The following is a 12,773-nucleotide window of genomic DNA, read 5'->3' as shown; positions in this document are numbered from 1 at the left end:
TTTTTTTATAAAAAAAGTTTCTTGTTTTTAAATAAATTAAGTAATACCCGTTTATATGCAACACTCCCAAAAAGAATAATAATTAGAAATTCTTTCACCATAGCCTAAGTGTGCAAATTTTGGTTGTGGATAATAAATTGCCATGATTAAATCAAGCAATAAAAATAAACTTAAAATAATTAAAGCTCCCAAACGTAAATAAAAATGGACGCGAGGATTTCATTTAAACATTGTATAACTCCTTTAACATCAAATCATATAATATATATTTAAGTCATTTTTTAGGTAAAGTACAAGTAGGCATTATTATTTTATTTTTTATAATTTCCTTATTATTTTACTAAATTTAAATCTATTTTTTAAATTTTTTTTCTTCTAACACCAAAAAGTGATAAAATTATAACTAATAAAAGGAGGATTCAAAATGTTTAATTTTAATAGTGAAAAAATAAACCAGTTGGTTGTAAATTATATTAATTATACTGTTGATCCAAAGCATGATAATGAACAACAACAAAATAAACTTGATAGTAACAATTTCTTTTATCAAATTGATACTCGTCAATTAAAAAATAGTATTAATGGTGTTATTAGTTCGCATCTAGCAACATCAGAACAATTTGCAAAAGCTGGTGAAATTATTGATGAATATTATTCAGAAAAAACACCATTTATTTGGTGTACAATTACAGTTGATAATAACCAAGCAGAACGTTCATTTTTTGAAAAAAATGGTTTAACATATTTGCAAACTGGAATTGGAATGATGATTGATTTAAAAACTTTTACCACAAAAAGTGAATTATTGAAAAACGAAAAATTTAATCCGATAACTGATCTAACAATATTTTGCGAAGAAAAAAAACCCAAATTAATAACTACAACAAACCTTAAAATTATTAGTGACGCTGATTTACCATTAAAAGATTTACCAACTTCACAACCTAATCCTACATTAGATCAAGTTAACAATCTTTGCTATGCTGTAACCTTAACTAAAGATGAAACACCAATGACAACTGGGATTCTCTTTTTTGAAGCAACAATCGCTGTAATTAGAATTACTGACAATGATGATAATTCTGAAAATAAAAAGAAAATGTTAATGCATTTATTACACCAAGCAAAAAAAGCAAATTATCAAACTGTTGGTATTGTGGTACCAGATAACCAAGTTGCTTGGTATCAAAAACTGGGTTTTGAACCACAAGATTTATATTTTAACACTTATGTAATGCATTACTCACAACAATAATGTTTTCTTAAATAAAGGGAAAAAGAAAAAGAAGAATGATTCTACTTTTTCTTTTTCCCTTTAGAAATTTATTCATTTTCTTCTATTTTAATTACTTTTTCAGCAAGAGCATGGGCCCCATTCGAAATAGTTTATTATGCCCAGGTAACACATGTCATTTTGCATCTAAATTAGTAATGCGACGTAATTCAGTAATAAAGTAATTATCATTACACATAGCTCCGGTATAACCAGGACTTGTTTTATCAGGCATTAAACTAGCACCAGTTGTCACTAAATTTAGCGCTTTAATTCTTAATATTTGAGTTCCTGCGGTATGACCAGGAATATGAAAAACTTCAATGTGATAACCAATTTCTTCAACAACAGTATCACCACTTAAAGCAACAATGTTTGTTAATGGATAATTAATTCCTGGACCTAAAATTGCACCTGCCTCATCGTCAACCTTATGTTGCGACAATAATCGTAAATCAATTTTTTGAATATAAATTTTTAAATCTGGATATTCTTTTAAAACATTATTAAGGCCATCATAATGGTCAATATGCCCATGTGTAATAAATAATGCTTTTAAGGTTAATTTTTTTTGTTTAATATATTTAATTGCTCTTCTTGTTGCATTTGATGCATCAATCATAATTGCCTCATTTTGATTATTAATAATTAAATAAACATTTTGGTTATCATATGTTGCATCTACAAAGTTTTTTATTTTTGCCATAAGTTTTTCTCCTTTATGAAACAATTCTATTGATCTGCTGCGGTAAACTCTTCAATAAAATAAGAGTTTTTTTCAATATAATTTAATAAATCTTCAATTAAAAATAAAATGTCATTAATATTATCATGGTCAAATCCCTTAATTTTATTAATATTCATCATATATAATTTTTGAATTAATTTATGTCCGTCATCTTGATGAAGAATTCGATAACCAAACCAACGGGCAATTCCTAATGCTGCCCCCCTAAAATATGACTTAAAAAAGGATTAATATTAGGATTCTCAAGATGTTAATCATGAAAAGATGTTCAAATAAAATTGGTTTTAGTTATTTCCGAAATAATGGTTAATAATAAATTATCATAATCAGTAATAGCAATTATATTTTCCCCATAAGCTTGGATTTAATCATCAATTTTAACAAAAACATTCATAATTCCTTTATATAAAGCTTTGAAAGAAACAACATCTTTTAAAGCAATATTAGGAATTAAATCTTGATAACGTTCAAAAGCAATCTTTGTTCCTCATACAGCAGTTGAATAAATACTTTCAAAAACTTCTTGCGATGGGCGATATCATTTAAAACGTAAAATAATTTTAGGATCAACAGTCCCAGTTTCTTCTGCTAAAACCTTTTGGGTCAAAGCCATTGCTGTTTTATAATTTAAAGTTGCATCCTTTTGTGCTAATATTTTAATTAAATATTTTTTCTCCATAAATTTTATATCATCCTTTTGCTTTCAATTAATATTATTATAACATTTTTCCCTAAAAAAGTCTTATTAACAAAATAAAACACAATTTAAATTCCTTTAATACTAGACTTTTATTAATAACTCCAAAGAAAAAACCCTTTGAAAAGGGTTTTTATTGTTTTACTTTAAAATCAAAGAATGAATTAATTAGTAAAAGCAAAATCACGAACACTATAACGAGTTTTACCAGTAAAATCATTAAAATTCTTTTTATAAGTAATAGTAATTGCTGTAAAGCTTTCAAGATTAAATTCAGCATTTAATTTTTGTGCTAAATCATTTCATACTACACATTGCACTTCTTCACCATTATCTAAAACTCAAAATTCACATAAATCTCTTATTTGTCCATCTTTACTAGTAACTGTTTTTAATTGTGGTTGTTTTGATGCTAATAAAAACTTTTCATCGTTAATAAATTGTTCATTTTTTTTATTAAATCTGTGTTGTGGTTTATTATTATACATTCTTGCTGCCCTCCTTTCTTATTCAAATGAATATCTAAAATCATACTTTAAATTTTAAAAAGAAAAAAAAGGAAGATTTATTATATTGTCATATGAACAACAATATTATATCATTAATTTTTTTTTAAAGAGATTGTTTTGTAAAAGATTCTCCATTTTCTTTGCTATTAATATTGTCTTTTTGCTTTTTAGGCTTTAATTTCTGAGCACATCATTTTTTAACATAATAAAGTGGATAACCACTTAACATGCCACCTAATATAAGTAAACAATTTCATAACTCTCACATATTATGGGTATTTTGTGCATATATAATACATTGCTAAGATTGAACCAATAAAAGTAATCAAACAAGAACTTAATGCTAAAATAACTAAGATAATAAAAAGTGATTTTTGATATAATGGTTCATATTTTGAATCATTAATCCGTAAATAAATTAAACTAAGCATTGTAATAAATTTTAAAACACTAACTACTAAAATAAAATAATTTGTAACATTAAATAATGATGTTCATAAAATATAAATAACTGCTAATATAACTAAAAATAGCATTGCTAAGTATGGCATATTAGTTCGTTTTGTTGTTTTTTGAAAAAGCAAAAAAATATTTTTCTTCACTCATTTTAAAAATCAACCGCGAATGATAAACTAAAAATGAATTTAATGAACCAACAAAAAATAAAAATTGCTAAAATAGAAAATAAATAATTCAAAACTAATAGAATTGCTGGATTATTCATAATAGCATAATATCAAACATTTTTAAATCCATTCGGTACGATTCATGCCTGCGGTTTATTAATTGTTAGTAAACCAATTGCTAAAATCATATAAAGAATTACAATCATAATTGTCGCAATAATCATTGCCCGGAGAATATTTTTACGAGGATTAATAACTTCTCCACTAACATAGGTAATTGCTTTCATACCAGAATAAGCAAACATCGTCATAGCTGTTGCTGGTAGTAATAAAAAGAAAGATAAATAAATTTGACTTAAATTTTGGTTAATTGTATCATCCGTAAAATTACTTGTATTACCATATACCATTGCAATAATTAATACTAATACAATCGGTAAACCCTTTAGTAAAGCAAAAATAATTTGTGAATACCCACTACTCTTTTTAATCAATAGTTGCATTAAAACTAAACCAAATAAAATCAAAATCCCAAACATTTTACCATATCATTGATTTTCTAATTTTAATAATGTCACAACAATATTCCCAAAAGCTAAACAAGCAGTTGCTACTGCTGTCGCACTAACAAATAACACCATAATTCATCCAAATCAAAATGAACAAGCATTCCATTTTGCTCATTTAATTCAATAATAACTTGTCCCATTTTCAGGATACGATGTTGCACCCTCGGATAATAATAACATTTCTGGTAAAACTAATAAGCCCCTTAAAATTCATGCAATAATAATTAAAATTGGATTAAATTGTGCTTGAAAAGCAACTTGCCCAAACGAAACTAAAATTGAAGAACCCAATGTGGCTGAAATAGCTAAGGCTAAAATTTGTCAAAAGCCGTATTTTTTTGTAATTTCATTATTTTTTCCTTTCTTGTTGTATTAAAAATGTTTTAATTGCTGCTAAATAACTTTTATGACCTTTTGAAATTGCTTCAACATGTCCTAAATTTAATAATGATACCAACTGACTTTGTCCTAATGGTTCTGATTTAATTTTCTGAGTATAAAATTCTTTACTCATAAAATAAGGGACAAAATCATCATTAGTACCATGAAAAATTAACATTGGTAAATTTTTTAATCGTTCTGTATGCTTTAATAAATCATAATGGCAAAGATTAAAACCAAGTTCTTGTTTAAATTTCTTTCTTAAACCAAAATTAATTAATCATCAACAACGCTGATAACGATATTGCATCACATACCGAAATTGTACTAATAAGTTACTAAACCCACAATCACTAATTGCTCATTTAATTAAAGCATTTTGGTATCCATGATCTAGTAAATATTTTGTTAAACAAGCCGCTCCCATACTATTTCCAATTAAGCCAATTTCATTGACGGTAAAATTATTTGTTATCCATGCAATAACATCATTTAAGTTTTCTACATTTAAATAACCAATCCCACTATATTTTCCAGCGCTTAAACCGTGTGCTACACTATCAAATGTCAAAACATTATAACCTTGTTGATAAAAATAATAAACTTGTCGTAACGCTAAGTATTTGTTTTCTGTTCACCCATATAAACCAATTACTCACTTTTGAGAATGTGGATGTTGTAAATAAAGAGCACTAATGGATTCTTGTTGTTGGTTTAAAATTGTTACGGTTTTCATTTGTGTTTCTTCTATTGTGTTAAAACAAAAATTTAATTGCTTTAATTCTTTTGCAATAAGATCTTGATGATATGCTTCAAAACTGTTAAAATCAAAATTTTTTGAATTCATTGTTAACATCCCAGTTCGTTGATAATTTTGGGTAAAATTAAAAAAATCTCGCACATATTTTTTTGATCAAAAAATAATAATTGGAAATAAAAAAACAGTTAATAATATTCGTCATCAATTAAAACAAAATTGTCAATACCCATTAAGAATAATTTTTTTACTTGGTTTTTTTGTAACTACTTTCATTTTTTCCCTTTCATCAATACAACAAGAATAATTCATTTAAGATATTATTTTTTACAAAAAACTTAATTAAAGTTTATTGGTAATGGTATTAATAACCTTGATTCTAACCCACTACGATAAAAACATTTGTTCAATTACATTAGCAATACCGTCATGGTCATTATCATCAGTCACTAAATCAGCAATTGTTTTAACATCATCAGGAGCATTCCCCATTGCAACACCAATTCCAGCTCATTGCAACATTGCAACATCATTATGTTCATTCCCAAAAGCTAACACATTTTTTGGTGTTAATTGGTACTTCGCACAAATTTTAGCAATTCCAGTTGCTTTATTAACATTACAACTAGTAATTTCTAACGATGAACGATCTCCACGAATTTCTTGGGAAATTTCAATCTTTCCTTGTCATTTTGTGACAAACCGATTAATATCAGAGGTATAACTACTAATATAAATTTTATTAACATTAATATTAAAATCAACGGAATATAAACATGCTGTTACTTCATCTTTAACGGCAGCAAAACTTGCTAAATAACTTTTAGTTATTTTATCTTCAAATCCTTTACAATGTAAAAGCATTTTATTAAATGAAGACTGATCAGCATCAAACATAATTAATGTTTCTAAATCAAGTTTAATAACATCTAAATAAATATCTCGCAATAATTGCTGATTCAAAAAATCACAAAACAAAATTTCTTTTGTGGCATTATTTGTTACAACAGACCCATTTAAACTAACAGTAAAATCATTGCTATCAGTTAAACCTAACTTTGCGGCAGTATCCTTGCATTGATATAAAGGGCGACCTGTTGCAATGACTAATTTAATATCTTTGCTAACTAATCCTTTTAAAACTTGCAAAGTACGTGGGGACATTTCCCTGTTAGAATTTAAAGCTGTTCCATCTAAGTCAACAGCAATTAATTTAATATCTGGCATAATCATTTTTCTCCTATATAACATAATTCTAATATATTTTATAAAAGTTCAAACATTTATTTTTAAAATTGATAAAAACTAAAAAATAATTAAGCCAAAAAAACAAATTTTTATAATATTTTAGTTTATAATTAGTAAATAAAGCATTCTACTTTCATTTGAATTAACGGTAAACATTAAAAATGTTTTGAAAAGGGAATTGAGTTAATATTCTCAAGCTGTCCCAGCAACTGTAATGATGATGAACATTGTATTTATTTACTCACTGAAAAAAATATTTTTTTGGGAAGAGACAATTAGTAAAATGATTCTAAGCCAGTAGACCTGCCGTTAGCTCCTGACGAAATAAATATCCCTGGGATTGTGATATTTGTGAGTAAATAATTTATTATTCTTAAATAATAGTTTACCCTCATAAATAAAATAATTTTTCCGCTAGAATGGGTTTTTATTGCAGTTATTTTTGAAAGAAATTATCGCAATGAAAAATTTCTCATGAAAAAAATATTTATATTATCTTTTCCAGCTTTAATTTTATTAACAGCAATTGTTTTAAATATCTATTATATTCCTAAGTATTACGAGGCAAAACGCCAAAATCATTATGAAGGAATTCATAATGTAACAATTCTTGGTCAAAATGAAGACTATAGCATTTTTTTACTAAAGGATTAAATGTTAAACATGTAAATAACCTTGGTGATGTTTTAAGTAAATATCCTAATCATTTTGGTTTAATTAATACCACTTAAGGAAATTTCCTTACCCGTGTTGGAAACATTACCTTATCTAATTCAAAAGAAGCATATTTTAATATTCAAAGTGGGGACAATAATCAAAAAAAATTCTGCTCATATTCATCCTGAGTGTCGTGAATATGAAAATAATGCATGTTCACAAGGTGTTGATTATCTTAAATTAATGCCTAATGTTGATAATGTTTTTTGTTTTGTCATTACGAAGATTAATACATAAAAATTAATTAAAAATAAATTTTTCTAATGAAAAAAAAGCAAAAGAAGATATTTGACCCTCAACTTTAAAAATAACTCTAAAAATGACTGTTATTGCTCTTTTTAGTAGTTTAGCATTAGCCCTTAAAATTGCTTTTGCATTTTTACCAAACGTTGAATTTGTCACCTTTATTTTAATGTTTAGTATTGTTTTTTTACAATTACAATAGGTTTTGGCATTATTAATGTTTATTGTACTTTAAACATGGTGTACTTTGGTATTGCCGATTGAAGCATTATGTATTTTATTATTTTTAAATTATATGGAGTTATTATGTTACTTTGTAAACAAGTAATATACTGATGATGATGGATGATGATTATTATCTGTGTGCCCTAATGGGTTATATCTTTGGTTCCTTATATGCTATTCAAACTGCTGTGTTATATGGTCCTAATGTTGGTTTAACTTATTGAATTAAAGATTTAGTTTTTGATGCTATTCATGGCACAGGAAATGCTGTTATTTGTGCAATTTTATATCCAATTATTTATAAATTAATGCAAGTTTTATCTCCAAACTGACCATACTTATTCAATAATAAATTTGTTAAATATTTACAAAAAATTATTTCCAAGAAAATGAGTTACAAATATTAACGGATGAGAAAAATAAAAATGAAAAAATACCAGTTATTCAATTGGTATTTTTTCATATAAAGTATAATTTGATATGTAAAATTTATAATTTTCTTTGTTCTGCTATGCCACATAAAGATGCAACACTTCCATCAAGTCCTGCCCCAATTGCACTAATCGTTGCAATAATAGTAGTCAAAGGAGTAAAAACTAAACTAAAACCAGCAGCTATGCCAAACACACCTGCTGTTAAAAATCCAACATTATTACATGTTATAAACCCAGTATGTCTATCATAATTATTTAATGAATTTAATTTAGTTTGTAGGTTTTTTATTTTTGCTTTTAAATTTATAATATTATTTTCTAAATTTAAAACTCAATTATAAATTTTCTTTAGTTATAGTTGTACTTTAATTAAATGGCGTCCTGTACGATGAACCGGCAAAAAACAATTCTTGTGAGATTGTTTTTTTATTTTTATATTAAAAACATAAATTTATTTGCATTATTCATCGGATAGTATCTTTAAATTTAGAATTTTTATCATAAAAACAGATGTTATTCTGTTTTCCCTACACAAAATAAACGATATTTTTTTATAAATTTTCTTTCAAATAAAGGTATTATCCGATCAAAAATGCAGCTCCTAAAACTTAATATTTTTTGATACTTAAAGATGGATAACTCATCTATGGCACGAAGCCTTAAAGAAAGTGTGAAAGCGAATGGATTTATTCTCCTATTTATTTCTTTAATTCTCGGCAAGATTAATCACTTGCGAAATGTCAGAGCGCATGTTTTTTGCTTGTTTTCATAAAAAGAGTGATTTTAAACCGAAAAAAACAATATCGGACACTAAAAAAACAAGAGGGTTGGAACTCCAAAAGGTTATTTTCTTTATATAAAGTTGTCTAGGGATGGATGAAGCATAATTAATAACTGGGTAAATTTTGTTTTACTTCCGTTGGGGGATAAACTCTGTTTAAATATAGAATTTTAGTATCGCCACCACTCACCCCAAAGTGAGGTGGATGGCGAATTAAGCTAATTAAATCAAAATACAAATATTCTTACTAAATATCAAAATATTAACAAACAAAGGGATTTTCTGTTTATTTTAAAAAATAAAAAGAAATGAATAAAATATTATGCAAAAATATAAAAGTAAATATATCAATAAAACTTGAAATGAAATAACAACATCATTTGATTGAGTTAATTGTAAGCACGTTGATTGTCGTATTTCGCACCATAAAAATCATTATGATTTACAATGTTTAGAATGAGCAAAAATGTATTTAAATTTATTTGAAGATAAATGAGATGTTATTAATTCATATATGCAACATTACAAAATTAACGATATTTTAGATTTGGCTACAGATGGTTGAAAAATATTACAAATTGAGAAAAAAATAAAACAAATAAATTAAAATATATTATTGCAATTGACCCCGCCGGAAGTGGACAAATCGGTATTATTATTTATAATGTTTTACAAAAGAAAATAATTAATAATATTACCTTTCATTCTAAAAATGAAGATGAAGCAATAAATAATATCTATTTAATATTAAATGAATTTAAAAATAAAACTTGTTCTTATTTAAATAAAGTTATTGTAATAATTGAAGATTATCAACTTCATAAGGGATTAAAAATAACAAACCCACTATCTACTCCTAAATTTATTGGTGGTTTAAAGGTTTTATATAAATATCTATTTAATTTAAATTATGTTTTACAATCGCCAGTTGCTAAGAAAAATTATATTTATAAAGGAAATATTAAAATGACAGAGCACGAACACGATGCATCAAAACATTTACAATATTTTTTAACAAAAGGAGTTGATAAAAATGGCACAAACAAAAAGTAATTTACCTAAAAAATCAATAAATAATAAACCTAAAATAAAAAATAAAAGAGTTAACAAATTAGAACTAAATGTTAGATTACATGAAAATCCGATTAAAACTAAAATTAAGGCACTGGTTGCTGGTGGGGTTTAGGTTGATGCTTGTTCGTCTAAATGTCAATGAGACGGATTAAATTACTCAACATTATCAATATATAACCCATCTATTTTAACTGAGTTTTTGAAATTAAGAAAAGGTGATGAGATAAAAATTAAAGGCTTAGTATTTAATCAGTTAAATATAAAATCTAAACGCTATTTTTTATCTTTTCGAGTCGATAGTTTTGAAATTATACAAAAAGTGATTAGAAAAAGAACAAATACAAATATTAAAAAAAGGAGAAAAAACAATGGCATTAAAAAATGTAAAATATGTTCTTATTGATGAAAATAATGAGCCTATTAAAAATGAAGATCATAGTTTTGATATTAAAACTGCTGAAATTATTTTAGAAAATACTGCTGAAATTGAAGAATTTAATGCAAGTAATTTAGAAAATAGCAATCAACAAATCAACGAACTACAAACAAAAAATACTGAATTAACTTCACAAATTGAACAACAAATAATTCAATTAAAACAAATTGAAGTAATTGACTTTATTAATTCTTTAACTGATAATGAAGAATTTAAAAATGTTTTATTAAAATCTTATGATATTAGCGATGATATTGAAATCATTAAAACACAATTGCAAAGTGTTTATGATGAATTAATTAAGGTACAAACAGTTAATACTGGTGGCGTACCAAAAGTAGAAAACAAAGAAAATAATATTTTAGATACAGACAATGTATTTAATAAATAGAAAGAAGGAAGTAAATTATGGCACAAAACCCACAAAGAATTTTCGGAGATATTGCTAATCAAGCAACACAAAGAAACCGAGAAACATTTGAACAATGATATTTACAAACTTATCAACAAAAATTTAGCTGAGAGGCATTATTTGCGTAAAAAGAAGCAAATAAGTTTGGTTTGACATACAAAAGAAAGAAAAATATTAAATACAATGAAGGTTTAGGAACAAACGGACAAGTATTTAATACTGATGATAACCTACTAAAATATTCAACAGTGGAATTTGAAGATGGAATTGTTGAATTAGATACAATTTTAACTTTTGCTCGTAAATTAGACCCCGTAGAAAGTGATTTTAATCCTAATCTTTGGGCTGCCGATATTAATCAAGCAATGGATACTGAAGTTGCTTATAAACGTAATAAAATTTTAGAAATTATTAATAAAGGAATAGTTACAACTATTCAAAAACAAAAAGCAGATGACACAAATGTTGTACAAATCCATGATGAAATTATGGATAAAATATATGAAAACGGCTTTACTCCATCAGAAACAGTTGTTTTAGGTTCGGCTAATTTTATTCGTGGAATTCGTAATAAATTACAGTTACAACTTGGAGCAAACGACCAAATAAATAGCGTAATTGAAACAAGTGGAGCAATGAAAACTGTTGAAGGAACAACATACTATATGGTTCCTAAAAAATTACCAATTATCAATAAAGATGGTTAGGAAGGAACAATTAGTTTATTACCAGAAGGTGTTAATGCAATTGCATTTAAGTTTAGTAAAAAATATAACCCCCTTATTTTACGCAAAAAAGACCATACTCCGTTAAGAGTTAGTGCTGCTGCGTTAGGTACTGGTATGGGTAATACTTTGATTATAGAAAGAGTTTTATATTTAGGTGGGGCAGTAGTTGAACCTAAGGGAATTATTAAACATATTGTTACAAAAATTGATATTAGTAAAATTAATAAAATGGTCGCATGGAAAAAAGAAGGGTTTTAACAAATACATAGAAATTGAATAAAAATAATAAACCATTTACTAAAATGGTTTTTTTATTTGTAAAACCAAAATTATTAATTGTTTCAGAGAAAGGACAGCATCTTAAATTCTTAAAATAGAAACTTTTTATTACAACTTTTTGATACCCTCTTTAAGTTGTTTACACATTTATTAAATATCTTAGAAATCTTTATAAAGTGTACCTGTGTTTTTTCTCCAATTTTAAGGTGTTGTCCTTTCTCTGTTTCAGTTAATTAATTTGCTAATAAAAAAACTTAATAAAGGAAGGAGTAGGTAATGAAAATTAATAAGCAACAAACAATATGTGATGTTGATAATTGCTATAAAGCAATATCATTCATTACCGAAGAATTTTTATCAAATAAAGTTTTATGAACTTGTGAAAAACATAAAGATTTATTGAATAAAGTAAAAGATAAAACACAAAAGCGGTTTTATAAACGCTTAGAAAATTCAAAAATTATCTTTGATTATGAAACTGATTTATTAAAACTTAAATTTTATAAAACAACTTAATGCAGAGCGGAACGGTTATTTTAAATAACTAAGTGTTTTTATTCCACAGCCGGCCGAGGCAAGTACTGAAATAGTGTATGAGGAAAAATGTAAATCGGCGCTGGTTCATTAGAACTAAGC

21 protein-coding genes and 1 riboswitch are annotated in these 12,773 nt (G+C 26.0%); of the genes, 11 read left to right on the top strand and 10 right to left on the bottom strand.

Going from position 1 to position 12,773, the window contains the following annotated elements; genetic code table 4:
* The first annotated feature begins 424 nt into the window (after nucleotides 1–424).
* Nucleotides 425–1,255, top strand: a complete 831-nt coding sequence (locus ACZ91P_RS01605) for a hypothetical protein (protein ID WP_465157706.1) — start codon at nucleotides 425–427, stop codon at nucleotides 1,253–1,255.
* A 91-nt stretch (nucleotides 1,256–1,346) separates the two neighbouring features.
* On the opposite strand, the gene ACZ91P_RS01600 is transcribed toward ACZ91P_RS01605, so the two are convergent.
* From ACZ91P_RS01600 to ACZ91P_RS01560, 9 genes are all read right to left on the bottom strand, one after another.
* Nucleotides 1,347–1,979: an MBL fold metallo-hydrolase gene (locus ACZ91P_RS01600; protein WP_465157705.1), complete on the bottom strand. Its 633-nt coding sequence runs from the start codon at nucleotides 1,977–1,979 to the stop codon at nucleotides 1,347–1,349.
* A gap of 26 nt (nucleotides 1,980–2,005) precedes the next feature.
* Complete coding sequence (locus ACZ91P_RS01595; RefSeq protein WP_465157704.1) at nucleotides 2,006–2,140, bottom strand: hypothetical protein; 135 nt, start codon at nucleotides 2,138–2,140, stop codon at nucleotides 2,006–2,008.
* A gap of 245 nt (nucleotides 2,141–2,385) precedes the next feature.
* Entirely contained in the window at nucleotides 2,386–2,700 is a 315-nt protein-coding gene (locus tag ACZ91P_RS01590; RefSeq protein WP_465157703.1) for a hypothetical protein, read from the bottom strand.
* A 182-nt stretch (nucleotides 2,701–2,882) separates the two neighbouring features.
* Complete coding sequence (locus ACZ91P_RS01585) at nucleotides 2,883–3,206, bottom strand: hypothetical protein (RefSeq protein WP_114565262.1); 324 nt, start codon at nucleotides 3,204–3,206, stop codon at nucleotides 2,883–2,885.
* A 124-nt stretch (nucleotides 3,207–3,330) separates the two neighbouring features.
* Nucleotides 3,331–3,456 carry a hypothetical protein gene (locus ACZ91P_RS01580; RefSeq protein WP_465157702.1) on the bottom strand — a complete coding sequence of 42 codons (126 nt, stop codon included), beginning with the start codon at nucleotides 3,454–3,456 and terminating at the stop codon, nucleotides 3,331–3,333.
* A gap of 40 nt (nucleotides 3,457–3,496) precedes the next feature.
* Complete coding sequence (locus tag ACZ91P_RS01575; protein ID WP_465157701.1) at nucleotides 3,497–3,811, bottom strand: hypothetical protein; 315 nt, start codon at nucleotides 3,809–3,811, stop codon at nucleotides 3,497–3,499.
* Between the two features lie 23 nt (nucleotides 3,812–3,834).
* Nucleotides 3,835–4,713 carry an amino acid permease gene (locus tag ACZ91P_RS01570; protein WP_465157700.1) on the bottom strand — a complete coding sequence of 293 codons (879 nt, stop codon included), beginning with the start codon at nucleotides 4,711–4,713 and terminating at the stop codon, nucleotides 3,835–3,837.
* 58 nt (nucleotides 4,714–4,771) lie between these two features.
* Complete coding sequence (locus ACZ91P_RS01565) at nucleotides 4,772–5,836, bottom strand: alpha/beta hydrolase (protein ID WP_465157699.1); 1,065 nt, start codon at nucleotides 5,834–5,836, stop codon at nucleotides 4,772–4,774.
* Nucleotides 5,837–5,947: 111 nt separating this feature from the next.
* Nucleotides 5,948–6,787, bottom strand: coding sequence for a Cof-type HAD-IIB family hydrolase (locus ACZ91P_RS01560; RefSeq protein ID WP_465157697.1), 840 nt, complete (start codon nucleotides 6,785–6,787; stop codon nucleotides 5,948–5,950).
* A 150-nt stretch (nucleotides 6,788–6,937) separates the two neighbouring features.
* Nucleotides 6,938–7,133: riboswitch (cobalamin riboswitch) on the top strand.
* Nucleotides 7,134–8,103: 970 nt separating this feature from the next.
* Between ACZ91P_RS01560 and ACZ91P_RS01555 the strand changes: the two genes are divergently transcribed.
* Nucleotides 8,104–8,400, top strand: coding sequence for a hypothetical protein (locus tag ACZ91P_RS01555; protein WP_465157696.1), 297 nt, complete (start codon nucleotides 8,104–8,106; stop codon nucleotides 8,398–8,400).
* An 82-nt stretch (nucleotides 8,401–8,482) separates the two neighbouring features.
* Here the strand turns inward: ACZ91P_RS01555 and ACZ91P_RS01550 are convergent, their stop codons facing one another.
* Nucleotides 8,483–8,620: a hypothetical protein gene (locus tag ACZ91P_RS01550; RefSeq protein WP_465157695.1), complete on the bottom strand. Its 138-nt coding sequence runs from the start codon at nucleotides 8,618–8,620 to the stop codon at nucleotides 8,483–8,485.
* 910 nt (nucleotides 8,621–9,530) lie between these two features.
* Here ACZ91P_RS01550 and ACZ91P_RS01545 point away from each other — a divergent pair.
* The 9 genes from ACZ91P_RS01545 to ACZ91P_RS01505 all read left to right on the top strand — a co-directional run bounded on the left by ACZ91P_RS01545 (nucleotide 9,531) and on the right by ACZ91P_RS01505 (nucleotide 12,653).
* Entirely contained in the window at nucleotides 9,531–9,815 is a 285-nt protein-coding gene (locus ACZ91P_RS01545; protein WP_465157694.1) for a hypothetical protein, read from the top strand.
* Nucleotides 9,770–10,261, top strand: a complete 492-nt coding sequence (locus ACZ91P_RS01540; protein ID WP_465157693.1) for a hypothetical protein — start codon at nucleotides 9,770–9,772, stop codon at nucleotides 10,259–10,261. Before ACZ91P_RS01545 ends, ACZ91P_RS01540 begins: the two co-directional genes overlap by 46 nt.
* Nucleotides 10,242–10,394 (top strand): hypothetical protein, encoded by a 153-nt coding sequence (locus tag ACZ91P_RS01535; protein ID WP_465157692.1) that lies wholly within the window; start codon nucleotides 10,242–10,244, stop codon nucleotides 10,392–10,394. Before ACZ91P_RS01540 ends, ACZ91P_RS01535 begins: the two co-directional genes overlap by 20 nt.
* An 87-nt stretch (nucleotides 10,395–10,481) precedes the next feature.
* A complete protein-coding gene (locus ACZ91P_RS01530; protein ID WP_465157691.1) occupies nucleotides 10,482–10,694 on the top strand; it encodes a hypothetical protein in 213 nt (70 codons plus the stop codon).
* A complete protein-coding gene (locus ACZ91P_RS01525) occupies nucleotides 10,651–11,109 on the top strand; it encodes a hypothetical protein (RefSeq protein WP_465157690.1) in 459 nt (152 codons plus the stop codon). The genes ACZ91P_RS01530 and ACZ91P_RS01525 overlap by 44 nt, the downstream gene beginning before the upstream one ends.
* Nucleotides 11,110–11,126: 17 nt before the next feature.
* Complete coding sequence (locus ACZ91P_RS01520) at nucleotides 11,127–11,258, top strand: hypothetical protein (protein WP_465157689.1); 132 nt, start codon at nucleotides 11,127–11,129, stop codon at nucleotides 11,256–11,258.
* 21 nt (nucleotides 11,259–11,279) lie between these two features.
* Nucleotides 11,280–11,837: a hypothetical protein gene (locus ACZ91P_RS01515; protein ID WP_465157687.1), complete on the top strand. Its 558-nt coding sequence runs from the start codon at nucleotides 11,280–11,282 to the stop codon at nucleotides 11,835–11,837.
* A 135-nt stretch (nucleotides 11,838–11,972) separates the two neighbouring features.
* Nucleotides 11,973–12,116 carry a hypothetical protein gene (locus tag ACZ91P_RS01510; RefSeq protein WP_465157686.1) on the top strand — a complete coding sequence of 48 codons (144 nt, stop codon included), beginning with the start codon at nucleotides 11,973–11,975 and terminating at the stop codon, nucleotides 12,114–12,116.
* Nucleotides 12,117–12,413: 297 nt separating this feature from the next.
* The gene (locus tag ACZ91P_RS01505) at nucleotides 12,414–12,653 is read left to right on the top strand and encodes a hypothetical protein (RefSeq protein ID WP_465157685.1); all 240 of its coding nucleotides are present in this window, start codon (nucleotides 12,414–12,416) and stop codon (nucleotides 12,651–12,653) included.
* The last annotated feature ends 120 nt before the right edge of the window (nucleotides 12,654–12,773 follow it).

Source organism: Spiroplasma endosymbiont of Halictus nicosiae (assembly GCF_978018445.1).
This window is presented reverse-complemented; position numbering and strand designations above follow the sequence as displayed.